The organism is Pseudomonas sp. QE6, from assembly GCF_041379005.1.
In the GTDB taxonomy this organism is placed as follows: Bacteria; Pseudomonadota; Gammaproteobacteria; order Pseudomonadales; family Pseudomonadaceae; genus Pseudomonas.
Map to the genome: position 1 here is coordinate 3,121,512 of NZ_CP166873.1, position 25,217 is coordinate 3,146,728.

At 63.5% G+C, this 25,217-nt stretch carries 24 protein-coding genes and 1 tRNA gene; 15 read left to right on the forward strand and 10 right to left on the reverse strand.

Annotated features, from left to right (window positions below; all coding sequences use genetic code 11):
• Positions 1–22: 22 nt before the first annotated feature.
• The 6 genes from ACAW63_RS14495 to gcl form a co-directional block, all read right to left on the reverse strand.
• The gene (locus tag ACAW63_RS14495; RefSeq protein ID WP_371226261.1) at positions 23–925 is read right to left on the reverse strand and encodes an urea transporter; all 903 of its coding nucleotides are present in this window, start codon (positions 923–925) and stop codon (positions 23–25) included.
• A 419-nt stretch (positions 926–1,344) separates the two neighbouring features.
• Complete coding sequence (pyk, locus tag ACAW63_RS14500) at positions 1,345–2,775, reverse strand: pyruvate kinase (protein ID WP_371226263.1); 1,431 nt, start codon at positions 2,773–2,775, stop codon at positions 1,345–1,347.
• The gene (locus tag ACAW63_RS14505) at positions 2,772–4,043 is read right to left on the reverse strand and encodes a glycerate kinase (protein WP_371226265.1); all 1,272 of its coding nucleotides are present in this window, start codon (positions 4,041–4,043) and stop codon (positions 2,772–2,774) included. The genes pyk and ACAW63_RS14505 overlap by 4 nt, the downstream gene beginning before the upstream one ends.
• 278 nt (positions 4,044–4,321) lie before the next feature.
• Positions 4,322–5,212, reverse strand: a complete 891-nt coding sequence (locus ACAW63_RS14510; protein WP_275607850.1) for a 2-hydroxy-3-oxopropionate reductase — start codon at positions 5,210–5,212, stop codon at positions 4,322–4,324.
• Positions 5,213–5,317: 105 nt separating this feature from the next.
• Entirely contained in the window at positions 5,318–6,100 is a 783-nt protein-coding gene (hyi, locus tag ACAW63_RS14515; protein WP_371226267.1) for a hydroxypyruvate isomerase, read from the reverse strand.
• 96 nt (positions 6,101–6,196) lie between these two features.
• Positions 6,197–7,972: a glyoxylate carboligase gene (gene gcl, locus ACAW63_RS14520; protein ID WP_275607848.1), complete on the reverse strand. Its 1,776-nt coding sequence runs from the start codon at positions 7,970–7,972 to the stop codon at positions 6,197–6,199.
• 340 nt (positions 7,973–8,312) lie between these two features.
• On the opposite strand from gcl, the gene ACAW63_RS14525 reads away from it, so the two are divergent.
• Positions 8,313–8,744, forward strand: coding sequence for a heme-binding protein (locus ACAW63_RS14525; RefSeq protein ID WP_275607847.1), 432 nt, complete (start codon positions 8,313–8,315; stop codon positions 8,742–8,744).
• A 254-nt stretch (positions 8,745–8,998) separates the two neighbouring features.
• On the opposite strand, the gene ACAW63_RS14530 is transcribed toward ACAW63_RS14525, so the two are convergent.
• Positions 8,999–9,652: a TetR/AcrR family transcriptional regulator gene (locus ACAW63_RS14530; protein ID WP_371226270.1), complete on the reverse strand. Its 654-nt coding sequence runs from the start codon at positions 9,650–9,652 to the stop codon at positions 8,999–9,001.
• A 199-nt stretch (positions 9,653–9,851) separates the two neighbouring features.
• Between ACAW63_RS14530 and moaA the strand changes: the two genes are divergently transcribed.
• The 5 genes from moaA to ACAW63_RS14555 all read left to right on the forward strand — a co-directional run bounded on the left by moaA (position 9,852) and on the right by ACAW63_RS14555 (position 13,905).
• Positions 9,852–10,847, forward strand: a complete 996-nt coding sequence (moaA, locus tag ACAW63_RS14535) for a GTP 3',8-cyclase MoaA (protein WP_371226272.1) — start codon at positions 9,852–9,854, stop codon at positions 10,845–10,847.
• A 61-nt stretch (positions 10,848–10,908) separates the two neighbouring features.
• A complete protein-coding gene (locus ACAW63_RS14540; protein WP_371226274.1) occupies positions 10,909–11,736 on the forward strand; it encodes a substrate-binding periplasmic protein in 828 nt (275 codons plus the stop codon).
• 193 nt (positions 11,737–11,929) lie between these two features.
• Positions 11,930–12,415, forward strand: a complete 486-nt coding sequence (locus tag ACAW63_RS14545) for a hypothetical protein (RefSeq protein ID WP_371226276.1) — start codon at positions 11,930–11,932, stop codon at positions 12,413–12,415.
• 168 nt (positions 12,416–12,583) lie between these two features.
• Positions 12,584–12,943: a PA2779 family protein gene (locus ACAW63_RS14550; RefSeq protein ID WP_370601658.1), complete on the forward strand. Its 360-nt coding sequence runs from the start codon at positions 12,584–12,586 to the stop codon at positions 12,941–12,943.
• An 11-nt stretch (positions 12,944–12,954) separates the two neighbouring features.
• Positions 12,955–13,905, forward strand: coding sequence for a PA2778 family cysteine peptidase (locus ACAW63_RS14555; protein ID WP_371226278.1), 951 nt, complete (start codon positions 12,955–12,957; stop codon positions 13,903–13,905).
• A 64-nt stretch (positions 13,906–13,969) separates the two neighbouring features.
• On the opposite strand, the gene ACAW63_RS14560 is transcribed toward ACAW63_RS14555, so the two are convergent.
• Entirely contained in the window at positions 13,970–15,253 is a 1,284-nt protein-coding gene (locus tag ACAW63_RS14560) for an FAD-binding oxidoreductase (protein WP_275607841.1), read from the reverse strand.
• 185 nt (positions 15,254–15,438) lie between these two features.
• Here ACAW63_RS14560 and ACAW63_RS14565 point away from each other — a divergent pair.
• Together ACAW63_RS14565 and ACAW63_RS14570 are read left to right on the forward strand one after the other, a co-directional pair.
• Positions 15,439–15,515 (forward strand) — tRNA-Val (locus tag ACAW63_RS14565).
• A gap of 119 nt (positions 15,516–15,634) precedes the next feature.
• On the forward strand, positions 15,635–16,156 hold the full coding sequence (locus tag ACAW63_RS14570; protein ID WP_371226280.1) for a DUF4946 domain-containing protein: 522 nt from the start codon (positions 15,635–15,637) through the stop codon (positions 16,154–16,156).
• A gap of 79 nt (positions 16,157–16,235) precedes the next feature.
• Here ACAW63_RS14570 and ACAW63_RS14575 read toward each other — a convergent pair whose 3' ends face one another.
• Both ACAW63_RS14575 and ACAW63_RS14580 read right to left on the reverse strand, forming a co-directional pair.
• Positions 16,236–16,460: a hypothetical protein gene (locus tag ACAW63_RS14575; RefSeq protein ID WP_275607839.1), complete on the reverse strand. Its 225-nt coding sequence runs from the start codon at positions 16,458–16,460 to the stop codon at positions 16,236–16,238.
• A gap of 447 nt (positions 16,461–16,907) precedes the next feature.
• The gene (locus ACAW63_RS14580; protein ID WP_275607838.1) at positions 16,908–17,261 is read right to left on the reverse strand and encodes a histone-like nucleoid-structuring protein, MvaT/MvaU family; all 354 of its coding nucleotides are present in this window, start codon (positions 17,259–17,261) and stop codon (positions 16,908–16,910) included.
• Between the two features lie 242 nt (positions 17,262–17,503).
• Here ACAW63_RS14580 and ACAW63_RS14585 point away from each other — a divergent pair, with 242 nt between their 5' ends.
• From ACAW63_RS14585 to pheT, 7 genes are all read left to right on the forward strand, one after another.
• A complete protein-coding gene (locus ACAW63_RS14585; RefSeq protein WP_371226283.1) occupies positions 17,504–18,337 on the forward strand; it encodes an alpha/beta fold hydrolase in 834 nt (277 codons plus the stop codon).
• 244 nt (positions 18,338–18,581) lie between these two features.
• Complete coding sequence (gene thrS / locus ACAW63_RS14590) at positions 18,582–20,504, forward strand: threonine--tRNA ligase (protein ID WP_371226285.1); 1,923 nt, start codon at positions 18,582–18,584, stop codon at positions 20,502–20,504.
• A complete protein-coding gene (gene infC / locus ACAW63_RS14595) occupies positions 20,504–21,055 on the forward strand; it encodes a translation initiation factor IF-3 (protein WP_275611977.1) in 552 nt (183 codons plus the stop codon). Before thrS ends, infC begins: the two co-directional genes overlap by 1 nt.
• Positions 21,056–21,115: 60 nt before the next feature.
• Entirely contained in the window at positions 21,116–21,310 is a 195-nt protein-coding gene (gene rpmI / locus ACAW63_RS14600; protein WP_205334978.1) for a 50S ribosomal protein L35, read from the forward strand.
• A gap of 21 nt (positions 21,311–21,331) precedes the next feature.
• Positions 21,332–21,688 (forward strand): 50S ribosomal protein L20, encoded by a 357-nt coding sequence (rplT, locus tag ACAW63_RS14605; protein WP_003099086.1) that lies wholly within the window; start codon positions 21,332–21,334, stop codon positions 21,686–21,688.
• A gap of 97 nt (positions 21,689–21,785) precedes the next feature.
• A complete protein-coding gene (pheS, locus tag ACAW63_RS14610; protein ID WP_371226287.1) occupies positions 21,786–22,802 on the forward strand; it encodes a phenylalanine--tRNA ligase subunit alpha in 1,017 nt (338 codons plus the stop codon).
• 34 nt (positions 22,803–22,836) lie between these two features.
• On the forward strand, positions 22,837–25,215 hold the full coding sequence (pheT, locus tag ACAW63_RS14615) for a phenylalanine--tRNA ligase subunit beta (protein ID WP_371226289.1): 2,379 nt from the start codon (positions 22,837–22,839) through the stop codon (positions 25,213–25,215).
• Positions 25,216–25,217: the final 2 nt, after the last annotated feature.

A 25,217-nucleotide genomic window follows, 5' to 3' on the forward strand; every position in this document is an offset into this window, starting at 1 on the left:
CGTCGCTGAACGAAGTCCTCGACTATACACGGGGACCGGCGCTTTCCGAATGCAGGTTGCGCAGCAGCGTCGACAGCAGGCGCTGACCCAGGATCACCAGCCAGCAGGCGAAGATGAACGGCGCCGTGAATGCCGGCAGGCCGATCAGCGCAAAGCGCGGCTGCAGCAGGACGGCGAGCAGGATGCCGCACAGCGGCGCCAGCGCGCTGCGGTAGCGCAGCGACAGGGCAATGCCGGCCAGGGCGCCGTTCAGCCCGAGCAGGCCGGCTTGTGCCGAGGAGGCCGGCAGGCCGAACAGCGGCGCGATGACCAGCGCGCCGGCGGCGCCGGCCAGGGCCCAGAAGGCGGCGCGGCGGTCGGCCAGCAACAGGCCGAGGGCGATGGTCAGGCCGGCCAGCGGCTCGCCGAGGAATATCACTTCGCCAAAGCCCAGCGCCGTCGAGTCCAGCAGCGGGTTCAGCGTGCCGCAGGACAGGCAGGCGAGAGCGCCCGCCGGGGCCAAGCCGAGCGCCTTGCCCAGCGCCACCGAGATCCAGCCCAGCAGCACGAAGGCCGAGGTGTAGGCCGGCAGGCCCAGGCGCCGGCGCGACTGGCGCAGCAGTACGGCCTGTACCGCGACGCTGGTGAGGATGGCGGCGACGGTCAGCATCACCAGGCCCAGCGACCACTGGAACTGGAAGGGCAGCAGCAGGCCGATGAGGATCGGGTTGTAGTCGTGCAGGCCGGCGTCGATATCCGCCTGCGGCTCGCGGACGAAGCGCGCGGTGAGCGGGCCGAGCAGGGCGCCCAGCAACGCGCCGGGCAGCAGCTGCGGCGCGGACCAGGCGATGGTCAGCAGCAGGATCAGGCCGAAGCGGGCGTCGGCCTGCAGGTAGATCTGGCCGAAGCCGACCAGGCGGGTGCGGAGCAACTGATTGAGGGGCATTGGGGCTCTGGGCAGTGGAAAGTGATTCCGCAGCGCCTCGTGGGGTGTAGAGCTTCAAGGCTCCATCGGCGGGCGCTGCGTGAGCATTGTGTGACGCCGCCATACGGAGCCGCGCCACGGGGTTGGAAAAAGAAAAGAGGCTGTCGGCGGGATCACCGCCAACAACCTCGAAATTCCATGGCCAGCATGGGAGTTGCTCGTGGGGGGCCATGGACCGACAAGCATTCGGTCAAGGTCAAACCCGGACGGACGGGGACGCGGCCCCGTATTCCCGGCCCCGTCCGTCCGGGAGTGACTCGGTGCGGAGGCACGCCATGGGGCGTGGCTCCTGAACTCGGTGTTTCCTGTGACTCTTCGTATCCTTCACCCAAGCCGTCTCCCGGAGGGAGAGGGCTGGGGGGAGGGCGCTCTTCTGACGCTTAACCTTCCAGTGCCGGCGCGATCGTCTCGATGCGCAGCATGTTGGTGCTGCCCGGCTGGCCGAAGGGCACGCCGGCGGTGACCACCACGGTGTCGCCACGGCGCGCCATGCGCTGGGCCAGGGCGATGTCCAGGGCGGTGGAGCAGATCTCGTCGACATGGGCGAGCTGCGCGTTGACCACCGAGTGCACGCCCCAGGCCACGGTCAGGCGGCGGGCGGACTTCAGCTGCGGCGTCAGGCTCAGGATCGGTGCCTTGGGACGCTCGCGGGAGGCGCGCAGGGTCGAGGCGCCGGATTCGGTGTAGTTCACCAGCACCGCTACCGGCAGGATGCGGCTGATCCGGCGGATGGCGCAGCTGATGGCGTCGGAGACGGTGGCGTCCGGTTCCGGGCGGTTGAGTTCGAGCTGGGCCTGGTAGTCCGGCTCGGCTTCCACCTGGCGGATGATCTTCGCCATCATTTCCACCGATTCACGCGGGTACTGGCCCGAGGCGCTCTCGGCGCTGAGCATCACGCAGTCCGCGCCTTCGCTCACGGCGTTGGCCACGTCGGTCACCTCGGCGCGGGTCGGCGCCGGGGAGAAGCGCATGGACTCCAGCATCTGGGTCGCCACCACCACCGGCCGGCCGAGCTGGCGGCAGACCTGGATGATGCGCTTCTGGATGCCCGGCACGCTTTCCGCCGGCATCTCCACGCCCAGGTCGCCACGGGCGACCATGATCGCGTCGGACAGGCGGGCGATGGCTTCGATGGACTGCACCGCCGAAGGCTTCTCGATCTTGGCCATGAGGAAGGCCTTGTCGCCGATCAGCGAACGGGCTTCCTCGATGTCTTCGGGACGCTGCACGAAGGACAGCGCGACCCAGTCCACGCCCAGCTCCAGACCGAAGTCCAGGTCACGGCGGTCCTTGGCGGTCAGCGGGCTGAGCTTGAGCACGGCTTCGGGCACGTTGACGCCCTTGCGGTCGGACAGCTCGCCGCTGTTCATCACCCGGGTCTCGATGGCGTCAGAGTGGGCGTTGACCACCTGCAGACGAATCTTGCCGTCGTCCAGCAGCAGGCTCATGCCCGGCTCCAGCGCCTGGATGATCTCCGGGTGGGGCAGGTTGACGCGCTTCTCGTCGCCCGGCACGTCGCTGAGGTCCAGGGTGAAGCTCTGGCCCTTTTCCAGCTGCACCGTGCCGTTGGCGAAGCGGCCGACGCGCAGTTTCGGGCCCTGCAGGTCCATGAGGATGCCGATGGGGTAGTCCAGCTCGGCTTCCACTTCGCGGACCCAGGCGAAACGCTGGGCGTGGTCGCTGTACTCGCCGTGGCTGAAGTTCAGGCGGAACAGGTTGGCGCCGGCTTCCACCAGGGCGCGGATGTCGTCGCGGCTTTTGATCGCCGGGCCCAGGGTCGCGAGGATCTTTACTTTCTTGTCTGGAGTCATTTGTCGTTCTCGAGGACCAGGATGGCGCGGAAGTCGTTGACGTTGGTACGGGTCGGCTTGGTGATCACCAGGTCGCCCAGTTCGGCGAAGAAGCCGTAGCCGTTGTTGTCGTCGAGCTCGTGCAGCGGGTTGAGGCCGGCCTTGGCGGCGCGCTTGTAGCTGCACGGAGTCATCAGGGCACCGGCGTTGCTTTCCATGCCGTCGATGCCGTCGGTGTCCCCCGCCAGGGCCCAGATGTTCGGTTCACCCTTGAGGTCGGCGGTGAGGCTGAGGAGAAACTCTGCGTTGCGTCCGCCACGGCCGCTGCCGCGTACGGTCACGGTGGTCTCGCCACCGGAGAGGATCAGGCACGGCGCCTTCATGGGCTGGCCATGCTTGCGAATCTGCCGGGCAATGCCGGCGTGGACCTTGGCCACCTCGCGGGACTCGCCTTCCAGGTCGCCCAGGATCAAGGTCGGGATGCCGGCGGCTTCGGCTTTGGCGGCCACCGCATCGAGGGCGTGCTGGGGCGTGGCGATCAGCTTGAAGTGGCTGCGCGACAGGCACTCGTCACCGGGTTTGACGGTTTCCGAGCGCGGGTCTTCCAGCCAGGCCCGCACATTGGCTGGGACTTCGATGCCATAGCGCTTGAGGATGGCCAGGGCGTCGGCGGAGGTGGTCGGGTCGCCCACGGTGGGGCCGGAGGCGATCACCGTGGCCTCGTCGCCGGGCACGTCGGAGATTGCGTAGGTGTACACGCTGGCCGGCCAGCAGGCGCGGGCCAGACGGCCGCCCTTGATCGCGGAGAGGTGCTTGCGCACGCAGTTCATTTCGCTGATCGCTGCGCCCGATTTCAGCAGCGCCTTGTTCACGCTGCGCTTGTCGTCGAGGCTGATGCCCTCGGCCGGCAGGGCGAGCAGGGCGGAGCCGCCGCCGGAGAGCAGGAAGATCACCCGGTCGTTCTCGGTCAGCCCGCTGATCAGTTCCAGCACGCGACGCGCAACGCGCTCACCGGCGTCGTCCGGCACCGGATGCGAGGCTTCCACCACTTCGATGCTGCGGCACTCGGCGCCGTAGCCGTAGGGCGCCACGACCAGGCCCTGGACCTGGCCGTTCCAGTGTTTCTCGGCGACTTCTGCCATGGCTCCGGCGGCTTTGCCGGCGCCGATGACGATGGTGCGGCCGCCCTTGTCGGTGGGCAGGTGCTGCGCCAGTACCTGGGCCGGATGCGCGGCGGCGATGGCGGTGTCGAACAGCTCGCGCAGGAAGGCGCGTGGGTCCAGGCTCATGACAGGCTCCCGTGATTCTTGTTGTGGTGTTCCATGGCTCAGGCTTCTGCTTGCAGAAGACTCAGCGATGGAATCGAACGCCCCGGCCGGCGAGGCCGTGATTCCCTACGGCCGGGTGTTCGAATCGCTCTGCAGCGTGACGGGCGACGTCACTCCCATAACCTCGCCCGGCACCTTGCTCTTGCTGGCGGATAACGCCGTTGGCGTTATGCGCCCTACGCCTTGCTTTTCGTAGGATGGGTATCGCTTCGCTCCACGCCAACCTACGAACGCACTTCTCAGTCCTTGCGGATCGAGAAGTTGGCCATGTGCTCCAGACCCTTGATCAGGCCGGAGTGGTCCCAGTTGCTGCCGCCGATGGCTGCGCAGGTGCTGAACACCTGCTGGGCGTTGGCGGTGTTGGGCAGGTTCAGGCCCAGTTCGCGAGCGCCGGCCAGGGCCAGGTTGAGGTCCTTCTGGTGCAGGCTGATGCGGAAGCCCGGATCGAAGGTGCCCTTGACCATGCGCTCACCGTGCACTTCGAGGATGCGCGAGGAGGCGAAGCCGCCCATCAGCGCTTCACGTACCTTGGCCGGGTCAGCGCCGTTCTTGGCGGCGAACAGCAGGGCTTCGGCGACGGCCTGGATGTTCAGGGCGACGATGATCTGGTTGGCGACCTTGGCGGTCTGGCCGTCACCGTTGCCGCCGACGCGGGTGATGTTCTTGCCCATGGCCTGGAACAGCGGCAGGGCGCGTTCGAAGGTGTTCGGGCAGCCGCCGACCATGATGCTCAGGGTGGCAGCCTTGGCGCCGACTTCACCGCCGGATACCGGGGCGTCCAGGTACTGGGCGCCGGTGGCCTTGATCTTCTCGGCGAAGGTCTTGGTGGCGGTGGGGGAAATCGAGCTCATGTCGATCACCACCTTGTTCGGGCCCACGCCTTCGGCGATACCATCCTTGCGGAACAGAACGTCGTCGACCTGCGGGGTGTCCGGAACCATCACGATGATGAATTCGGCTTCCTGGGCGACTTCCTTGGGGGTGGCCAGGGCGACGGCGCCGGCTTCTACCAGGGAGGCCGGGGCTGCATCGTGATGGGTGGAAACGAAGATCTGGTGACCGGCTTTCTGCAGGTTCTGAGCCATGGGCAGGCCCATGATGCCGGTGCCGATGAATCCGATTTTGGCCATGAGGTGTTCTCCTGGTTTCTCTTGTTGGGTTATCGGGCCCCCGCGCTGGCGAGGGTGACGGGGTTCCCCGTCATTCCCGCCAAGGCGGGAACCCGGCAAAAAACATCAGATGACGTTGTGGCTCTTCAGCCAGCCCAGGCCGGCTTCGGTGGTGGTCCTGGGCTTGTATTCGCAACCGATCCAGCCGCGGTAGCCGATGCGGTCCAGGTGCTCGAACAGGAAGCGGTAGTTGATCTCGCCGGTGCCCGGTTCGTTGCGGCCGGGGTTGTCGGCCAGCTGGATGTGGTTGATGGCCGGGAGGTTCTTCTCCATGGTGCGGGCCAGGTCACCTTCCATGATCTGCATGTGGTAGATGTCGTACTGCAGGAACAGGTTGGCGCTGCCGACCTTCTCGCGAAGCTCCAGGGCCTGCTGGGTGTTCTTCAGGTAGAAGCCGGGAATGTCGATCGTGTTGATCATTTCCATGACCAGCTTGATGCCCGCGGCTTCGAGCTTGTCCGCCGCGTACTCCAGGTTGTTCAGGAAGGTGTTCTCGATGGTGGCGCAGTCATAGCCCTGCGGGCGGATGCCGGCCAGGCAGTTGACCTGCTTGTTGCCCAGCACCTTGGCGTAGGCGATGGCCTTGTCCACACCGGCGCGGAATTCCTCGACGCGATCCGGATGGCAGGCGATGCCGCGCTCGCCCTTGGCCCAGTCGCCGGCGGGCAGGTTGAACAGCACTTGTTCCAGCTTGTTGGCGTCCAGGCGGGCCTTGATCACCTCGGCCTCGACGTCATAGGGGAAGAGGTACTCGACACCGGTAAAGCCGGCCTTGGCGGCGGCGTCGAAGCGGTCGAGGAAGTCCACCTCGGTGAACAGCATGGACAGGTTGGCGCAGAAACGGGGCATTGTGTGACTCCTTGATGGCGTGTTGCTCGAACAGCCCCCTCTCGGCAAGGAGAGGGTCAGGGGAGAGGGCCTTGCGGCGCCTCTCCCACAGGGGGATCAATCCAGCAGCGAGATGGCGGTCGGGGCGTCGGCACCCTTGAGCGCCAGTTCCTCGAACTCGTTCACCGCGTTGATCTCGGTACCCATGGAGATGTTGGTGACGCGCTCCAGGATGACTTCCACGACAACCGGTACACGGTGCTTCTGCATCAGCTCGCGGGCCTGGGCGAAGGCAGCGCCGATCTGCTCCGGGTCGAAGACGCGGATGGCTTTACAGCCCAGGCCTTCAACCACCGCAACGTGATCCACGCCGTAGCCGTTGAGTTCCGGTGCGTTGACGTTGTCGAACGCCAGCTGCACGCAGTAGTCGATCTCGAAGCCGCGCTGCGCCTGACGGATCAGACCCAGGTAGGAGTTGTTCACCAGCACGTGGATGTACGGCAGGTTGAACTGCGCACCGGCCGCCAGTTCTTCGATCATGAACTGGAAGTCATAGTCGCCCGACAGTGCGACGACCTGACGGCTCGGGTCTGCCTTGACCACACCCAGGGCAGCCGGAATGGTCCAGCCCAGCGGGCCGGCCTGGCCGCAGTTGATCCAGTGACGCGGCTTGTACACGTGCAGGAACTGGGCGCCGGCGATCTGCGACAGACCGATGGTGCTGACGTAGCAGGTTTCCTTGCCGAAGAACTCGTTCATCTCTTCGTAGACGCGCTGCGGCTTGACCGGCACGTTGTCGAAGTGGGTCTTGCGCTGCATGGTGCGCTTGCGCTCGCGGCAGGATTCCACCCAGGCGCTGCGGTCCTTCAGCTTGCCGGCGGCTTTCCACTCGCGGGCGACTTCCAGGAAGACTTCCAGCGCGGAGCCGGCGTCGGAAACGATGCCCAGGTCCGGGGTGAAGACGCGGCCGATCTGGGTCGGTTCGATGTCCACGTGGACGAACTTGCGGCCCGCGGTGTAGACGTCGACCGAACCGGTGTGGCGGTTGGCCCAGCGGTTGCCGATGCCGAACACCATGTCCGATTCCAGCACGGTGGCGTTGCCGTAGCGGTGCGAGGTCTGCAGACCGCACATGCCGGCCATCAGCGGGTGATCGTCCGGGATGGTGCCCCAGCCCATCAGGGTCGGGACTACCGGTACGCCGGTCAGCTCGGCGAACTCGACCAGCTTGTCGGAGGCATCGGCGTTGATGATGCCGCCGCCGGCGCAGATCAGCGGACGCTCGGCGTCGTTGAGCAGGGCCAGGGCTTTTTCGGCCTGGGCGCGGGTGGCTTTCGGCTTCTGTACCGGCAGCGGCTCGTAGGCGTCGATGTCGAATTCGATTTCGGCCATCTGCACGTCGAACGGCAGGTCGATCAGCACGGGGCCCGGACGGCCGCTGCGCATTTCATAGAAGGCCTTCTGGAAGGCGTAGGGCACCTGGCCCGGCTCCAGAACGGTGGTGGCCCACTTGGTGACCGGCTTGACGATGCTGGTGATGTCCACGGCCTGGAAGTCTTCCTTGTGCATGCGAGCACGAGGCGCCTGGCCGGTGATGCAGAGAATCGGGATGGAGTCGGCGGAGGCCGAGTACAGGCCGGTGACCATGTCGGTGCCGGCAGGGCCGGAGGTGCCGATACACACGCCGATGTTGCCGGCGGTGGTGCGGGTGTAACCCTCGGCCATGTGCGACGCGCCTTCGACGTGGCGAGCCAGGACGTGATCGATGCCGCCGAGTTTCTTCATGGCCGCATACATGGGGTTGATGGCGGCGCCCGGCACGCCGAAGGCGGTATCGACGCCTTCGCGACGCATTACCAGTACGGCAGCCTCGATTGCTCTCATTCTGGCCATAATTTGTTCCTCGGTTCTTATACTGATTGTGTACAAAAGTTGAGGCGATTCTATGCAGGCTCTGGTGAGAAGGTCAAGACGGGTTGTATACGTCGGACTGGCGGGTCATTTTTTATAAAAATACATGTAAATCATGTATTTGCATTAAAAGCTGATCAGCAGGTCAAACTATCGTTTGAAAAAATGTATACAAAAATAGGTGCTCATTGTCCTTTTGTGTTGCTTTGATCGGGGCGTTCGGCTACTAGATTGCGTACAGATTTCTGATGCGGATGTGTGCAGGCGAATTGCCAATGCCGTCCGTGCCCGCTGACTTGTCAACCTTGAAGAGGAAAACCTCATGAGCACCATCAGTCTGGAAACCGCGCTGGACATCACCCGCCAGGCCCTGGTCGCCAGCCGCGAGCTGTCCACCGCGCCGCTGACCATTGCCGTACTGGATGCCGGCGGACACCTGGTGACCCTGCAGCGCGAAGACGGCGCGAGCATGCTTCGCCCACAGATCGCCATCGGCAAGGCCTGGGGCGCCGTGGCGCTGGGCAAGTCGTCACGCGTGCTGGCGGCGGACGCGCAGCAGCGCCCGTCCTTCATCGCGGCGGTGAACACCCTGGCGCAAGGCAATGTGGTGCCCGCGCCGGGCGGCGTGCTGATCCGCAACTCGGCCAATGAAGTGATCGGCGCCATCGGCATCAGCGGCGACGCCTCGGACATCGACGAGCAGTGCGCGATCCGTGGCGTGCAGGCACTGGGCCTGGTCGCCGACGCGGGCTGATCGACGGGAAGGGCGCGCGCTCGTCGCGCGCCAGACGTTTTACCTGTAGGAGCGAGCTTGCTCGCGATCCTTCGATTACGCCGGAAGTGTCAGGCGTGAAGCGGGTTCGCGAGCAAGCTCGCTCCTACGCGTTTGTGAGGTATGCGTTCTCGCAGGACGGCGCGGACGAAGCGTTGTGACAGGCGCAAGGGCGCGGCACTCCGCACGCCGGATGCTTTACCTGGACGTTATGGCGTTCGTACGAAGCGGTACGCTCAGATCGACAACGGCCGCAAGCGCCCCTGGGGCTTGTGCTCGTTCTCGTTGTCCGGTGCGGTGCCGCGCAGCACCAGGCGGGTGATGGTCTCGGTGGCGGCCTCGAAGTCGGCATCGCTGAGGCTGGTCTTGCCGGTGACCATGGAGATCTGCCAGTCGAAATCGGCGTAGGTCTGGGTCGCCGCCCAGATGCTGAACAGCAGATGATGCGGGTCCACCGGGGCGAGCAGGCCGCGGTCGATCCAGCTCTGCAGGCAGGCGATGTTGCGCTGGGCCTGGGCGTTCAGCTCGTCCAGGTATTCCCTGGGCAGGTGCGGTGCGCCGTGCATCAGTTCGCTGGCGAACACCTTGGAGGCATGGGGCAGCTCCTGGGAAATCCTGACCTTGGAGCGGATGTAGGCCTTGAGCGCCTCGCCCGGCTCGTCGTCCTCGCGGAATGGCGCGGAGGCCTGGAGGAGGGGCTCGACGATGCTTTCCAGAACGCAGCGGTAGAGGTTTTCCTTGGTCTGGAAGTAGTAGTAGACGTTAGGCTTTGGCAGGCCGGCGCGAGCGGCGATGTCGCTGGTCTTGGTCGCCGCGAATCCCTTTTCGGCAAATTCCTCACTGGCTGCGCGCAGGATGAGGCGCCGGTTACGCTCGCGAATGCTGGTCATGGATGCTGGTCTTCTTGTGCTGCTGTTGTTGCCCAACTTAGCCGGGCATGGTAGCACCGGCCTTGCAACCCTCTCAAGGCGAGGGTTTGAGGCGATTTCCTGACTTGTGGGTCGAATTCATGTATACATCGGCTCACAACTACTGTATTCCTAGCGCACTTTCGTCTGGCCAACTTGCCAACCGGAAACCTGACTGCCCATGCCTGACTCCCAACTGGTCGACCCCTTCGGCCGACGCATCACCTACCTGCGCCTGTCGGTCACTGATCGCTGCGACTTCCGCTGCACCTACTGCATGAGTGAAGACATGCAGTTCCTGCCGCGCGATCAGGTGCTGAGCCTGGAAGAGCTGGAAGCGGTGGCGGATGCCTTCATCAGTTTGGGCGTGCGCCGTATCCGCATCACCGGCGGCGAGCCGCTGGTGCGCAAGGGGCTGACCGGCCTGTTGGCCAGGTTGGGCGCGCGTCAGGAACTGGACGACCTGGCGATTACCACCAATGGTTCCCAACTGCGCGAGCGCGCTGCCGAGTTGCGCGCCGCGGGCGTACGCCGCCTGAACATCAGCCTCGACTCCCTGCGCCGCGAGCGCTTCGCCGCCTTCACCCGCGCCGACAAGCTGGAGCAGGTGCTCGACGGCATCGAGGCCGCCCGCGAGGCCGGCTTCGAGCGGATCAAGCTGAACACCGTGGTGCAGAAGGGGCGCAACGACGATGAAGTCTGCGACCTGGTGGCCTTCGCCCTGGGCAAGGGCATCGACATCAGCTTCATCGAAGAGATGCCGCTGGGCACCGTCAGCAGCCACGAACGCAAACTCACGCTGTGCAGCAGCGACGAGGTGCGCGCGCTCCTGGCCGAACGCTGGCAGCTGTTGCCGACGCCCGAGCGCAGCGGCGGACCGTCGCGCTATTACCGCATCGATGGCTACGACAGCCGCATCGGCTTCATCTCCCCGCACAGCAACAATTTCTGCGGCGACTGCAATCGCGTGCGGGTGACCGCCGAAGGCAAGCTGGTGCTGTGCCTGGGGCATGAAGGCGCCCTGGACCTGCGCCGCTTGCTGCGCGAACACCCCGGCGACGTCGCGCGCCTGCGCGCCGCGCTGATGGAAGCACTGCGCCTGAAGCCCGAGCGTCACCACTTCGAAGCCGATCAGCAGGTGCAGGTGCTGCGCTTCATGAGCATGACCGGCGGCTGAGTCCGCCACGGCGGGCTGCCCGGCTCGCCCGACAGAACAACAATGTCACCAGGAGGGTACTTTGAAGCTCAAGGCTTTCTGCTGGGCGCTCGCCAGCATCGTTTCCACCGGGGCCATGGCGCAGACCTATGTGGTCGGCGTCGAGAACCTGCCGTTCGCACCGCACTACGTTACCGACGCGCAGGGGCGCTACCAGGGGTTCGCCCGCGACCTGCTCGACCTCTTCGCCACCTCCAGTGGCATCACCCTGGAATACCGACCGCTGCCGGTGGATGCGCTGCTGCCGGCGCTGCTCAACGGCGAGGTCGATCTCAAGTACCCGGACAATTCCAATTGGGCGCCGGAACAGAAGGCCGCCAAGTCTCTGCGCTACAGCCAGCCGGTGACCCAGTACGTCGACGGTGTGCTGGTGGCGCCGGATCGCCTCGGGCAGGGCGTGGGCGCGTTGAAGCGCCTGGCGCTGGTGGAGGGCTGGACCCCGCGCGGTTACGAGCAACAGGTGCAGTCCGGGCAGGTCAGCATCACGCCCAGTGCCGATCTGCGCCAGATGATCCATACCGCGCTGAAGAAGCAGGCCGACGGCGCCTACTTCAACGTGGTGGTCGCCACCTACTACCTGGACAATATCCGCGCCCGCCCCGGCGCCCTGGTGTTCGATCCCTCGCTGCCGCACACGCGCAGCACCTTCCATCTCTCCACGGTGAAGCACGGTGATCTGATCGACCGCTTCGACCGCTTCCTTGTTGACCATGCCAAGGAGGTCGCCGCGCTCAAGGCGAAGTACGGGGTCGAGGCGAGCCTGGACTCCGAGCACCTGGGCGTCGAGCAGTGGAAGGTGGACTTCCTCGAACGGCAAAAGGCCAAGCAGAAAGCGGCGGCCTCGCCCTGAGCGCCGTTCTTCCCTAGAATCGCCGCTGCCGTTCGCGCGCCAGCCGTAGGGAGGATGAAGTGCGCCGCGCTTTGTTCATCTGCAGTCGCAACCGCTTGCGCAGTCCCACCGCTGAAACCGCCTTTGCCAATGGACGAGAGGGGGTGTGCCTGCCTCGACACAGGATCGGTCCCTTCCTGCAGCGGGAGGAGGCATGAGCGAGATCCGCATTCCGCTGCGCGAGGGCGTGCTGGTCTGTCCGGGCTTTCGCATTCAGGCACAGCCCGAACCTTCGTTGGCCATCGACGGCGACCTGCTCTGGGCGCTGGAACAGCCACAGTGGTGCGATCTGGCAGTCGAGCTGGAGGAGCGCGACGGCGCCTGGTGGGTCACGCCCCTGTCACTGAAGCGGCAGGCCGGCTTCGATCCGCTGCGGGTGATCAACTGGCGCGACGAGCCGGTGCGCATCGAGCAACCCGGGGGTGTCGACGATGCCGAGGGTGCGATCCACTGGTGGCGCGGCGGTGTGGTCGCCGATGTGCGCGGGCGCATCAGTCATCACCCCTGGGGGCGGCTGCTGCGGGTGGAAGGTGGCGGCTTCGGGCCGGAGCACATTCTCTTTCCCGGTGGCCACGCTTGCGTCTATCTGGGGCATCTAAACGTCGACTGGCGCACATTACGCTTCGAACTCTTTTCCTGACCTAGCATCTTAATAGTTAGCGGCCCAGCGGTTGGCGCCGACATGGCGGGAACGTTGCGGCTTGCCGGCTTTTGCGCCGGGCGGCAGCACGTCGTGCCTTCGTGCAAGTAGTCAGAGATGAGGAAACCCAGAATGACCATAACAAAGCGGGTGAAGAGCCTGGCAGCCATGCTGGTGCTGGCGCAGTTGGGCGTGGTGGCGGAGGTGCCGCTCGCGCAGGCGAGCATGGTTGCCACCGGTGAGGTGCTGCAGGCGCAGCAACAACAGGTCGACCGTGAGCAATTGCTGAAGATGCTCGATGACCAGGGTGTGCAGAAAAAGCTGCAGTCCATGGGCGTCGAGCGCAGCAAGGTCGAGCAACGCATCAAGAGCCTCTCCAATGAGGAGTTGGCGCAGTTCAACCAGCAGCTGGACCAGGCTCCCGCCGGTGGCATCATCGGCATCATCCTGCTGTTCCTGCTGATCTTCGTCATCACTGACATGCTCTGCATCACCCACATCTTCACCTTCGTCAGGTGCCAGCGTTGAGTCGCCGGGCCATGGCCGCCGCATTGGCGGTGGCCATGGCGTTGGCGCTCGGCGGCTGTGCTCAGGCGCCGAAGTTGCCGTCCACTGTCGAGGCGCTGCCCGAGCGGGTGGAGTTGAGCGATGTGCAGTTTTTCCCGCAACAGGAGTTCCAGTGCGGCCCTGCCGCCCTGGCAACCATGCTCAACCAGCGCGGCGTGCGGGTCACTCCGCGGCAACTGAAGGATCGTGTGTTCCTTCCGCAGCGCCAGGGCAGCTTGCAGGTGGAGCTGGTGGCGGCGGCGCGGGAGAAGGGCATGCTGGTCTATCCGCTCAAGCCGCGTCTGGAAGATGTGTTGAGCGAGGTGGCGGCGGGCAACCCGGTGCTGATCCTGCAGAACCAGGGATTGGACTGGCTGCCGATGTGGCATTTCGCGGTGGTGGTGGGCTTCGATCGGCAACGCCACGAGCTGATCCTGCGTTCGGGGATCACCGAGCGGCTGGTGATCGACTTCACCGCCTTCGATGTCACCTGGGCTCGCAGCAAGCGCTGGGCGGTCGTGACGGTGCCGGCGGATCGCCTGCCGGCCACGGCGGAACCCACGGCCTGGCTGCGCGCTGCACATGATCTGGAGGAAACCGGCCAGCCGGCCCTGGGGCAGCAGGCGTATCTCAAGGCGACGCAGGTCTGGCCGCAGGATGCGCTGGGCTGGTTTGCCCTGGCCAATGCGCAGTACGCGGGTGGTCATCTGCTCGAGGCGGAGTCGGCCTTGCGGCGCAGCGTGGGCGCACGCCCCGATTTTGCCGCGGGCTGGTTCAACCTGGGCACTGTGCTGGGTGAGCGCGGCTGCCCGCAACAGGCGCGTGAGGCGGGGAGCTGTGCGGCCCGGCTGGCGCCGGCGGACTCGCGCTTCTCGGTGGTGCCCGCGGGCGCTGCGAATCCCGCGGCGCGCTGTGAAGCTCTGCCGGCTTGCCCGGGGAGTTGACTGGCTATCCCGGAAAAGAAAACGGCGCCTCACGGCGCCGTTTTTCTTCGTGCGGAGCGGAGCGTCAGACGCCCAGCTTGTCGCGCAGGTTGTAGTACCAGGCGCCGATCGCGGAGAACGGAACCTGGAACATGCGACCGCCCGGGAACGGGTAGTGCGGCAGGTCGGCGAAGGCGTCGAAACGCTCGGCCTGACCACGCAGCGCCTCGGCCAGCACCTTGCCGGCGAGGTGGGTGTAGGTCACGCCGTGGCCGGAGCAACCCTGCGAGTAGTAGATGTTGTCGCCGATACGGCCAACCTGCGGCAGACGCGACAGGGTCAGCAGGAAGTTGCCGGTCCAGGCGAAGTCGATCTTCACGTTCTTCAGCTGCGGGAACACCTTCAGCATCTTCGGACGGATGATCGCTTCGATGTTCGACGGATCGCGCGCACCGTAGACCACGCCGCCACCGAAGATCAGGCGGTTGTCGCTGGTCAGGCGGTAGTAGTCGAGCAGGTAGTTGCAGTCCTCGACGCAGTAGTCCTGCGGCAGCAGGGTCTTGGCCATCTCGGCGCTCAGCGGCTCGGTGGTGATCACCTGGGTGCCGCACGGCATCGACTTGGACGCCAGTTCCGGCACCAGGCCGCCCAGGTAGGCGTTACCGGCAACCACGATGAACTTGGCCTTCACGCGGCCTTTCGGGGTGTGCACGACCGGGTTGGCGCCACGGTCGATCTTCACTGCAGGGGACTGCTCGTGAATCACGCCGCCCAGGGATTCCACGGCCGCGGCTTCGCCCAGGGCGAGGTTCAGCGGGTGGATGTGTCCGCCGCTCATGTCGAGCATGCCGCCGACGTAGCTGTCGGTCGCCACGACTTCACGGATGCGCTTGGCGTCCATCAGCTCCAGCTGGGTGTGGCCGAAGCGCTCCCACAGCTTCTTCTGGGATTCCAGGTGGCCCATCTGCTTGGCGCTGAGGGCTGCGAACACGCCGCCGTCCTTCAGGTCGCACTGGATGTTGTACTTGGCGATGCGCTCGCGAATGATGCGGCCGCCTTCGAATGCCATCTGGCCCAGCAGTTGAGCCTGCTTGGCACCAACGGTGCGTTCGATGACGTCGATGTCGCGGCTATAGCTGTTGACGATCTGGCCGCCGTTACGGCCCGACGCGCCGAAACCGACCTTGGCGGCTTCCAGTACGGTGACCTTGAAGCCGTTTTCCAGCAGGAACAGCGCGGTGGACAGGCCGGTATAGCCTGCACCGATCACGCAGACGTCGGTTTCCACCTCGCCCTGCAGTTCAGGGCGGGCCGGAACCGGGTTGGCCGAGGCTGCGTAATAGGAAGAGGGGTAGGGAGTGTGCGGCATAATGCACCTGTGTTTGTTATTTTTTACGAGATGGGTGGATGCTACCTGAGTCGAATCTGGCCGGCTAGTGCCCGTGCAAAATAATTTACGGACGGTCGAACATAAAAAAATTCACTTTTTCAGTGAGTTAGCGAAAAAAGTGCTTGACGCTCCAAAACCATCGCGTAGAATGCGCCCCACACGACAGGCACATAGCTCAGTTGGTTAGAGCACCACCTTGACATGGTGGGGGTCGTTGGTTCGAGTCCAATTGTGCCTACCAAACATAGCCGCTCCGGCGGTTTCAAAGAGGGCGATCCGAAAGGGTCGCCCTTTTTGTTTGTCCGCAGAAAAGTCGGTACGCCTGTTATGGTGTCTTCTGGGGTGTGGTCGGAGGTGGTAATGAGCGGTCTACGATCCTGGTTGGTGCTCGGCATGCTGCTGACGCCAGTGCCGGCGTTGGCGGATATGCAGGTGGTCTGGCCGGAGGGCTGGAGCGTCTCGCGCTCGCCGGACGAGGCGGTGGCCGATGCGCCACTGATTCGTCAGCGTGGTGTGCGCCTGGCCGAGGATGGTTCCCAGGAATTGATCATGGAGGTGACGCGCAGTCGTTTGGGTGCCGATGCCTCCATTAATGTGGAGAACGTCATCCTCGAGATGCGCAAGGCGCTGCAGAAGGACTTTCTCCGCCAGGGCTTCCAGGCTGCCTGTAGCAAGCCTCGGGCGGTGAGGCTGGGTGGTCTGGAGGGGTTGGAGGTGCGTTGCGGCATCAGTCGGAACGGCACTGAAGTGCTGAAGCAGACCCTGCAAGTGGCTCTGGGTGATGGTGCTGCCTACTCGCTGACCTACGCGGCGCAGGCGGAGCGCTATGCGGCGCTGGCGGGGGAAATCGAATCGGTCAAGGCGGGGATCAGTCTGCGCTGACGTTCATGCAGGTTGCTGCCTTTATATGGGTGGCAGAAAGCAAAAAGCCCCGCTTTGGCGGGGCTTTTCATTTTCAGGCTCAGGCGGCGAGGGTGGCTTGCACGCGCTCGATGACCGCTTGCAGTGGCGCTTCTGCCTGATACTGCTGGGGGTACAGGCGCTCGGTGTGCTTGGCGATGCCATGCTCGTTCACCAGCGTGAAGCTGAAGCCGTGCTTGCGCTTGGCCTGAATGACGCAGTTCAGAGGAGCGAAGGCTACCGAAAGGGTGCGAATCGCCTCCTGGATATGCGGGGAGGTTTTCATTGTCTTGTCTTTCCAAATAGGTAACGGTCCTATGACCGTTGAAATCGTAAAAAGCTCCGGGTGCAATCTGAGGATGCAGAAAGCGTGTGACCGGAATATGGCAGCGAATGGAAACTTGAGGGTCGGTTCGCGTCAGTCTGCGGTGTTGGGTAAAGGCAGTTGAACTGACGTAGGCGCTATCGCTCGGGCAAGCTTTCCTGGCGCGGCTTGACGTGCTCTGGAATCGATGCGGAGGAGGCGCTGGCCGTGGCCCTGTAGCGCCCAGCTTCAACCCTGGATCATGGTAGGGGAGTGCTGGGAGGGGCGACCTTGGGTTTGGTACTCGCGTTCGGAATTATATGGATTTCTGTCGGCAATAGCCAGTTGATGTAAGGCCGTTGGTCAGAATCATTGCGAATGGGTAAAGAAAAAAGCCGCAGGGCGGGAGCGCGCTGCGGCTTTTTCGTCTTACTTCTGCAGCCAGGATTCGACGGTTTCAGCGCCGAACTGTTGCTTCCACGCTTTCAGGGTCTTGTGATTGCCGCCCTTGGTCTCGATGACTTCGCCGGAGTTGGGGTTTTTGTAGACTTTCAGCTGGCGGCTGCGGCGCTGCTGGGTCGGTGCCGGTTCGCCGGTGGTCTGTGGGTCGAGAATGTTGATCACATTCCGCAGGTTCATGCCGTACTGGTCCATCAGGGCTTGCAGTTGGTCCTTGAACTCCAGTTCCTTTTTCAGACTGCTGTCATTCTTGAGTTTTTCCAGCAGGGCGAGTTGTTCTTTGAGCTGGCGTTCGGCTTCGCGGAACTCCGCAAGTTTGGACATCATATGCTCCCGTCGGCAGGGTGAATTGTGGGGGCGATTTTCTGTTCTTGTCGTTAGCGGCGTCAACTATGGATATGAATTGTTGCGATTTGGAAAGTACAGCTTAAAACCCCTGGGCGGTTATCCGAGTGCGCAGATTAGTTGTTTCTTGAGGGATAATGCGCGGGCTAAAGGGGTGGGTTCCTGCCAAGTCCCTCTGAATATTGTGTGCTTTATTGTGGTGCGTTGAGTGCGAGTGCTGGATGAATAACGAGATTGTGCAGTATCGGGTCAATGGTTATGAGCTTGCGTGCCAGGTGGCGGGGCAGGGGGTGCCGCTTGTATTGGTTCACGGATCGCTCTGCGATTATCGCTATTGGCAGGGGCAGTTCGCCGCCTTGTCGGCTCGCTATCATGTGGTGGCGCCCAGTCTGCGCCACTATTTTCCTGAGCGATGGGATGGTGAGGGTGCGGGGTTCACGACTGAGCAACATGTGAGCGACCTGCTTGCATTGCTGGATCAATTGCCTGGTCCTGCGCATCTGCTCGGGCATTCGCGCGGTGGCAATCTCTGTCTGCGAGTGGCATTGGCCGTGCCGCAGAAGTTGCGTTCGCTGACGCTGGCCGATCCTGGTGGGGATTATGCGGAAGACGTATTCCGTATGGCGGGGTTGGTCTCGCCAATATCCCCGGATGAACGCAATCAGTTTCGCCAGCAGGCGCTGACCATGATTCGTGCGGGCCGGATCGGTGAGGGGTTGCAACTCTTCGTCGATACTGTGAGCGGCGCGGGCGTGTGGGAGCGTTCTTCCCGACAATTTCGCGAAATGGCCACGGCCAATGCCATGACATTGGTGGGGCAGGTGGCGGATCATCCGCGGCCGATTTCTCATGCTCAACTCGAGCAGTTGCATTTACCGGTTCTGTTAATCGGCGGGGCGAAGAGCCCGGAGCCTTTTCCGCGCATTATCCAGGCACTTCAGGCAGCCTTGGCGGATGTGCGAACTTCGATGATCCCTGGTGCATCCCATGGCATGAATGTGATCCGTCCGGCGTCCTTCAATCGGACTGTGCTGGAATTTGTCGAGCAATACTGAGCGAAGTCAGGGCTGTCGCTCGTCAGTTAGCCAAAGTTGCAGTAACATCGCACGCCTTGCCCGCTATCGTTCGCGGGCGGGTTTTATCCGATTTCTTCCAGTGATCTCCGTCCGCGCGCGAAAGCGCAGGGTGCCGACAAGGCGCCTGCCACTGTGAGGCAGGCAGACCCGGCGGGCGACGCTTACTGGCACATCCCAACCCATGTGGCCTTTCGTAGGGGTCACCACTAGGAGAGGAGGCGCCATGCCCATCATTACTCTTCCCGACGGTAGTCAGCGTTCCTTCGATCATCCGGTCAGTGTGACCGAGGTGGCGCAATCAATTGGCGCAGGCCTGGCGAAAGCCACCCTGGCCGGCAAGGTCAACGGCCGCCTGGTCGATGCCTGCGACATCATCGACAGCGACGCGACCCTGCAGATCATTACCCCGAAGGACGAGGACGGGCTGGAAATCATTCGCCACTCCTGCGCTCACCTGGTGGGCCATGCGGTCAAGCAGTTGTACCCGACTGCCAAGATGGTCATCGGTCCGGTGATCGACGAAGGCTTCTATTACGACATTGCGTTCGAGCGCCCCTTCACCCCCGAAGACATGGCGGCCATCGAAAAGCGCATGGCCGAGCTGATCGACAAGGACTACGACGTCGTCAAGAAGATGACTCCGCGTGCCGAAGTGATCGAGACCTTCAAGGCTCGTGGTGAGGAGTACAAGCTGCGCCTCATCGACGACATGCCGGACGAGAAGGCTATGGGCCTGTACTTCCACGAGGAGTACGTGGACATGTGTCGCGGCCCGCACGTTCCGAACACTCGTTTCCTGAAGGCCTTCAAGCTGACCAAGATTTCCGGCGCCTATTGGCGCGGCGACTCGAAGAACGAGCAGCTGCAGCGCGTCTATGGCACCGCCTGGGCGGACAAGAAACAGCTGGCGGCCTACGTCCAGCGCATCGAGGAAGCCGAGAAGCGCGACCACCGTCGCATCGGCAAGCAGCTCGATCTCTTCCACCTCCAGGAAGAGGCGCCGGGCATGGTCTTCTGGCACCCGAACGGCTGGACCGTCTACCAGGTGCTCGAGCAGTACATGCGCAAGGTGCAGCGTGACCACGGCTATGTGGAAGTGCGTACCCCGCAGGTCGTCGACCGCATCCTCTGGGAGCGTTCGGGCCACTGGACCAACTACGCCGAGAACATGTTCACCACCTCGTCGGAAAGTCGCGATTTCGCGGTCAAGCCGATGAACTGCCCGTGCCACGTGCAGATCTTCAACCAGGGTCTGAAGTCCTACCGCGACCTGCCGCTGCGCCTCGCCGAGTTCGGTGCTTGCCACCGCAACGAGCCGTCCGGCGCGCTGCACGGCATCATGCGCGTGCGTGGCTTCACCCAGGACGACGCCCACATCTTCTGCACCGAAGAACAGGTGAAGAAGGAGGCGGCCGACTTCATCAAGCTGACCCTGCAGGTCTATTCGGACTTCGGCTTCAGCGATGTCTCCATGAAGCTGTCCACTCGTCCGGCCAAGCGCGTCGGTTCCGAAGAGCTGTGGGATCGCGCCGAAGGTGCGCTGGCCGATGCTCTGAACGAGTCCGGTCTTGAGTGGGAATACCAGCCGGGTGAGGGCGCCTTCTACGGTCCGAAGATCGAGTTCACCCTCAAGGACTGCCTCGGCCGTAACTGGCAGTGCGGCACCCTGCAGTACGATCCGAACCTCCCGGAGCGTCTGGATGCCAGCTATATCGCCGAAGATAACAGCCGTACCCGTCCGGTCATGCTGCACCGCGCGATCCTCGGCTCCTTCGAGCGCTTCATCGGCATGCTGATCGAGCATTACGCCGGCCTGTTCCCGGCCTGGCTCGCGCCGACCCAGGCCGTGGTGATGAATATCACTGACAAGCAGGCCGAATGGGCTGAAGAAGTGGTGCGTCAGCTCGAGCAAAGCGGATTCCGTGCCAAGTCTGACTTGAGAAACGAGAAAATTGGCTTTAAAATCCGCGAGCATACTTTGCTCAAGGTTCCCTATCTGTTGGTTATCGGTGATAGGGAAGTTGAATCGCAGGCCGTCGCCGTACGTACGCGCGAAGGGGCAGACCTCGGCTCGATGCCGATCGCCCAGTTCGCTGAGCTGCTGGCTCAGGCGGTTTCCCGGCGTGGTCGCCAAGACTCGGAGTAATCATTATTAAGCGTGAAATGAGACAGGATAAGCGGGCTCTCCCGAAACCGCCGATCAACGAGAACATCACCGCCCGTGAGGTTCGTCTGATTGGTGCTGACGGTCAGCAGATTGGTGTGGTCTCCCTCGATGAGGCCCTCCGTCAAGCGGATGAAGCCAAGCTGGACCTGGTAGAAATTTCTGCTGATGCGGTGCCCCCTGTCTGCCGCATCATGGACTACGGCAAGCACCTCTTCGAGAAGAAGAAGCAGGCCGCCGCTGCGAAGAAGAACCAGCACCAGCAGCAGATTAAAGAAATCAAGTTTCGTCCAGGGACGGAAGAAGGGGATTACCAGGTAAAACTACGCAACCTGGTACGTTTCCTTAATGAAGGGGACAAGGCCAAGGTATCGCTTCGATTCCGTGGTCGTGAGATGGCCCACCAGGAGCTGGGCATGGAGCTGTTGAAGCGGGTCGAAAACGACCTCGCCGAATTCGGCACCGTGGAACAGCATCCCAAGCTGGAAGGACGCCAGCTGATGATGGTCATCGCTCCCAAGAAGCGTAAATAACCTCCCGGGCACTGGCAGGCCTGATGGTTATCAGTTGTTAACGAATGCGGAGTACTAAACATGCCAAAGATGAAAACCAAGAGTGGCGCCAAGAAGCGCTTCAAAGTGACTGCTGGTGGCATCAAGCACAAGCACGCTTTCAAGAGCCACATCCTGACCAAAATGACCACCAAGCGTAAGCGTCAGCTGCGCGGCACCTCGCTGCTCGCTGCTTCCGACGTTCGCCGTGTAGAACGCTCCCTGCGTCTGCGTTGATTTCTGGTAGAGGATAGATAAATGGCTCGTGTTAAGCGTGGCGTGATTGCCCGTCGTCGTCACAAGAAGATCCTGAAGCTCGCAAAAGGCTACTACGGTGCGCGTTCGCGCGTGTTCCGCGTTGCCAAGCAGGCGGTAATCAAGGCTGGCCAATACGCCTACCGTGACCGTCGTCAGCGCAAGCGTCAGTTCCGCGCCCTGTGGATCGCCCGTATCAACGCTGGTGCTCGTCAGAACGGTCTGTCCTACAGCCGTCTGATCGCTGGCCTGAAGAAGGCGGCCATCGAGATCGACCGTAAGGTACTGGCCGATCTGGCTGTGAACGAAAAAGCGGCGTTTACCGCGATTGTCGAGAAAGCGAAGGCCAGCCTGGCTTAAGCCCTACGACAGTTACCGGATCTCGGTCCGGACGTAACGTCACCGATAGGGGAAGAGCCTTACCGCTCTTCCCCTATTTTGTATCTGGAGTTGGTACATGGAAAACCTGGACGCGCTGGTTTCGCAGGCCCTGGACGCCGTGCGAAACACCGAAGACGTCAACGCCCTGGAGCAGATCCGGGTTCACTACCTCGGCAAGAAAGGCGAGCTGACCCAGGTCATGAAGACCCTGGGCGACCTGCCGGCCGAAGAGCGCCCCAAGGTCGGCGCGCTGATCAACGTCGCCAAGGAAAAGGTTCAGGATGAGCTGAATGCCCGCAAGGCCGAGCTGGAGGGCGCCGCCCTCGCCGCCAAGCTGGCAGCCGAGCGCATCGACGTGACCCTGCCAGGCCGTGGCCAGTCCTCCGGCGGCCTGCATCCGGTCACCCGCACCAAGGAACGCATCGAGCAGTGCTTCACCCGCATCGGCTATGAAGTGGCCGAGGGGCCGGAAGTCGAAGACGACTACCACAACTTCGAAGCGCTCAACATTCCGGGCCACCACCCGGCTCGTGCCATGCACGACACCTTCTACTTCAATGCGAACATGCTGCTGCGCACCCATACCTCGCCGGTACAGGTCCGCACCATGGAAAGCCAGAAGCCGCCGATTCGCATTGTCTGCCCGGGCCGCGTGTACCGCTGCGACTCCGACCTGACCCACTCGCCCATGTTCCACCAGGTCGAAGGTCTGCTGGTCGACGAAGACGTCAGCTTCGCCGACCTCAAGGGCACCATCGAGGAATTCCTCCGCGCCTTCTTCGAGAAGGAATTCTCCGTCCGCTTCCGTCCGTCCTTCTTCCCCTTCACCGAGCCTTCGGCGGAAGTCGACATCCAGTGCGTGCTCTGCAGCGGCAAGGGTTGCCGCGTCTGCAAGCAGACCGGCTGGCTGGAAGTCATGGGTTGCGGCATGGTCCACCCCGACGTGCTGCGCATGTCCGGCATCGACCCCGAGAAGTACCAGGGCTTCGCCTTCGGCATGGGTATCGAGCGTCTGGCCATGCTGCGCTATGGCGTGAACGACTTGCGCCTGTTCTTCGACAACGATCTGCGGTTCCTCGGCCAGTTCCGCTAGCCCGCACGACCGTCAACGCATTTAGGAGAGCAGGATGAAATTCAGTGAACAGTGGCTGCGGAGCTGGGTAAATCCGCAGGTATCCCGTGACGAGCTGGTGGCTCGTCTGTCCATGGCGGGCCTCGAGGTCGATGCCGTGATCCCGGTTGCCGGCCAGTTCAGTGGCGTGGTCGTGGGCGAAGTGCTGTCGACCGAACAGCACCCGGACGCCGACAAGCTGCGCGTCTGCCAGGTCAGCAATGGTTCGGAGACCTTCCAGGTCGTCTGCGGCGCGCCCAACGTGCGCCCGGGCCTGAAGATCCCCTTCGCCATGATCGGCGCCGAACTGCCGGGCGACTTCAAGATCAAGAAGGCCAAGCTGCGCGGCGTTGAATCCAACGGCATGCTCTGCTCGGCCAAAGAGCTGGAAATCAGCGAAGAGAACGCCGGCCTGATGGAGCTCGCCGCGGATGCGCCGGTGGGCGCCAACATCCGTGAATATCTCGAACTGGACGATGCCTCCATCGAGATCGGCCTGACCCCCAACCGTGGTGACTGCCTGTCCCTGACCGGCCTCGCTCGCGAAGTCGGCGCGCTGTACAGCGCCGAGGTCAAGCCGGTGCTGGTCAACGTCGTCGCTCCGCAGATCGACGAAGTGCGCAGCGTTGAGCTGCTGGCGCCCAAGTCCTGCCCGCGCTACCTCGGTCGCGTCGTTCGCAACGTCGACCTGAGCAAGCCGACTCCCCTGTGGATGGTCGAGCGCCTGCGCCGTTCCGACATCCGCAGCATCGACGCCGCCGTCGACATCACCAACTACGTGATGATCGAACTGGGGCAGCCGATGCACGCCTTCGACCTCGACGAGATCAAGGGCGGCGTGCGTGTGCGCATGGCGGAGGAGGGCGAGAAGCTCGTCCTGCTCGACGGCCAGGAAGTCACCCTGCGTGCCGATACCCTGGTGATCGCCGACCACGAACGCGCCCTGGCCATCGCTGGCGTGATGGGCGGTGAGCACAGCGGCGTCAGCGCCAAGACCCGCGACCTGTTCCTCGAAAGCGCCTTCTTCGACAATATCGCCGTTGCCGGCAAGGCCCGTTCCTATGGCCTGCACACCGATGCTTCGCACCGCTTCGAGCGCGGCGTGGACTCGCAGCTGGCCCGTCGCGCCATGGAGCGCGCCACCGAACTGCTGCTGCAGATCGTCGGCGGCGAAGCCGGGCCGATCGTGGAAGCCGTCAGCGAAGCCGATCTGCCCAAGGTTGCGCCGGTCACCCTGCGCGCCGAGCGCGCCACCCAGATGCTGGGCATGACCCTGGAAAACGCCGAGATCGAGCGTTTGCTCACCGCCCTGGAATTCGACGTCCAGAAAGCCGGTGCCGACGCCTGGACCGTTGGCGTGCCCAGTCATCGCTTCGACGTCTCCATCGAAGTCGATCTGATCGAAGAACTGGGCCGCCTCTACGGCTACAACCGTCTGCCGGTTCGCTACCCGCAGGCCCGTCTGGCGCCGAACACCAAGTCCGAGTCCCAGGCCGAACTGCCGGCGCTGCGCCGCCTGCTGGTCGCCCGCGACTACCAGGAAGCCATCACCTACAGCTTCATCGATCCCAAGCTGTTCCAGCTGTTCCACCCCGGTGTCGAGCCGCTGATGCTGGCCAATCCGATCTCCGCCGACATGGCCGCCATGCGCGCCTCGCTCTGGCCGGGTCTGGTGAAGTCCCTGCAGCACAACCTCAACCGCCAGCAGACCCGCGTGCGCCTGTTCGAAAGCGGCCTGCGCTTCGTCGGTCAGCTGGAAGGGCTGGTGCAGGAAAACATGCTCGCCGGCGTCGTCTGCGGCGCCCGTCAGCCGGAAGGCTGGGCCAATGGCCGCGAGAACGTCGACTTCTTCGACGTGAAAGCCGACGTCGAAGCGCTGCTGGGTAACGCCGGCGCCATCGATGCCTTCACCTTCTCGCCGGCGGAACACCCGGCGCTGCATCCGGGCCAGACCGCCAAGATCGAGCGCGACGGCGTGCTGGTCGGCTACCTCGGCGCCCTGCACCCGGAACTGGCCAAGGCACTGGACCTGGATCGCCCGGTCTATGTGTTCGAGCTGGTACTGGCCGAAGTCGCCAAGGGCCGCCTGCCGAAATTCAGTGAACTGTCGCGCTTCCCCGAAGTGCGCCGTGACCTGGCCCTGATCGTCGATCTGGATACCCCGGCCGAATTCGTCCTGGCAAATATCCGTGAAACGGCGGGGGAATGGCTGACGGACCTCAGGCTTTTTGACGTCTACCACGGTAAAGGCATTGATCCGCTTAGAAAAAGCTTGGCCGTTGGCTTGACCTGGCAGCATCCATCACGCACTCTTAACGATGACGAGGTGAACGCGACTACGCAGAATATCGTCGCCTCGCTGGAACAAAGGTTCAACGCCACGTTAAGGAAGTAGCG

Coding starts and splice junctions, on each gene's coding strand:
- ACAW63_RS14495 (WP_371226261.1), bottom strand. CDS start 925: ATGCCCCTCAATCAGTTGCTCCGCACCCGCCTGGTCGGCTTCGGCCAG.
- pyk (WP_371226263.1), bottom strand. CDS start 2,775: ATGACTCCAGACAAGAAAGTAAAGATCCTCGCGACCCTGGGCCCGGCG.
- ACAW63_RS14505 (WP_371226265.1), bottom strand. CDS start 4,043: ATGAGCCTGGACCCACGCGCCTTCCTGCGCGAGCTGTTCGACACCGCC.
- ACAW63_RS14510 (WP_275607850.1), bottom strand. CDS start 5,212: ATGGCCAAAATCGGATTCATCGGCACCGGCATCATGGGCCTGCCCATG.
- hyi (WP_371226267.1), bottom strand. CDS start 6,100: ATGCCCCGTTTCTGCGCCAACCTGTCCATGCTGTTCACCGAGGTGGAC.
- gcl (WP_275607848.1), bottom strand. CDS start 7,972: ATGGCCAGAATGAGAGCAATCGAGGCTGCCGTACTGGTAATGCGTCGC.
- ACAW63_RS14525 (WP_275607847.1), top strand. CDS start 8,313: ATGAGCACCATCAGTCTGGAAACCGCGCTGGACATCACCCGCCAGGCC.
- ACAW63_RS14530 (WP_371226270.1), bottom strand. CDS start 9,652: ATGACCAGCATTCGCGAGCGTAACCGGCGCCTCATCCTGCGCGCAGCC.
- moaA (WP_371226272.1), top strand. CDS start 9,852: ATGCCTGACTCCCAACTGGTCGACCCCTTCGGCCGACGCATCACCTAC.
- ACAW63_RS14545 (WP_371226276.1), top strand. CDS start 11,930: ATGAGCGAGATCCGCATTCCGCTGCGCGAGGGCGTGCTGGTCTGTCCG.
- ACAW63_RS14550 (WP_370601658.1), top strand. CDS start 12,584: ATGCTGGTGCTGGCGCAGTTGGGCGTGGTGGCGGAGGTGCCGCTCGCG.
- ACAW63_RS14555 (WP_371226278.1), top strand. CDS start 12,955: ATGGCCGCCGCATTGGCGGTGGCCATGGCGTTGGCGCTCGGCGGCTGT.
- ACAW63_RS14560 (WP_275607841.1), bottom strand. CDS start 15,253: ATGCCGCACACTCCCTACCCCTCTTCCTATTACGCAGCCTCGGCCAAC.
- ACAW63_RS14570 (WP_371226280.1), top strand. CDS start 15,635: ATGAGCGGTCTACGATCCTGGTTGGTGCTCGGCATGCTGCTGACGCCA.
- ACAW63_RS14575 (WP_275607839.1), bottom strand. CDS start 16,460: ATGAAAACCTCCCCGCATATCCAGGAGGCGATTCGCACCCTTTCGGTA.
- ACAW63_RS14580 (WP_275607838.1), bottom strand. CDS start 17,261: ATGTCCAAACTTGCGGAGTTCCGCGAAGCCGAACGCCAGCTCAAAGAA.
- ACAW63_RS14585 (WP_371226283.1), top strand. CDS start 17,504: ATGAATAACGAGATTGTGCAGTATCGGGTCAATGGTTATGAGCTTGCG.
- thrS (WP_371226285.1), top strand. CDS start 18,582: ATGCCCATCATTACTCTTCCCGACGGTAGTCAGCGTTCCTTCGATCAT.
- rpmI (WP_205334978.1), top strand. CDS start 21,116: ATGCCAAAGATGAAAACCAAGAGTGGCGCCAAGAAGCGCTTCAAAGTG.
- rplT (WP_003099086.1), top strand. CDS start 21,332: ATGGCTCGTGTTAAGCGTGGCGTGATTGCCCGTCGTCGTCACAAGAAG.
- pheS (WP_371226287.1), top strand. CDS start 21,786: ATGGAAAACCTGGACGCGCTGGTTTCGCAGGCCCTGGACGCCGTGCGA.
- pheT (WP_371226289.1), top strand. CDS start 22,837: ATGAAATTCAGTGAACAGTGGCTGCGGAGCTGGGTAAATCCGCAGGTA.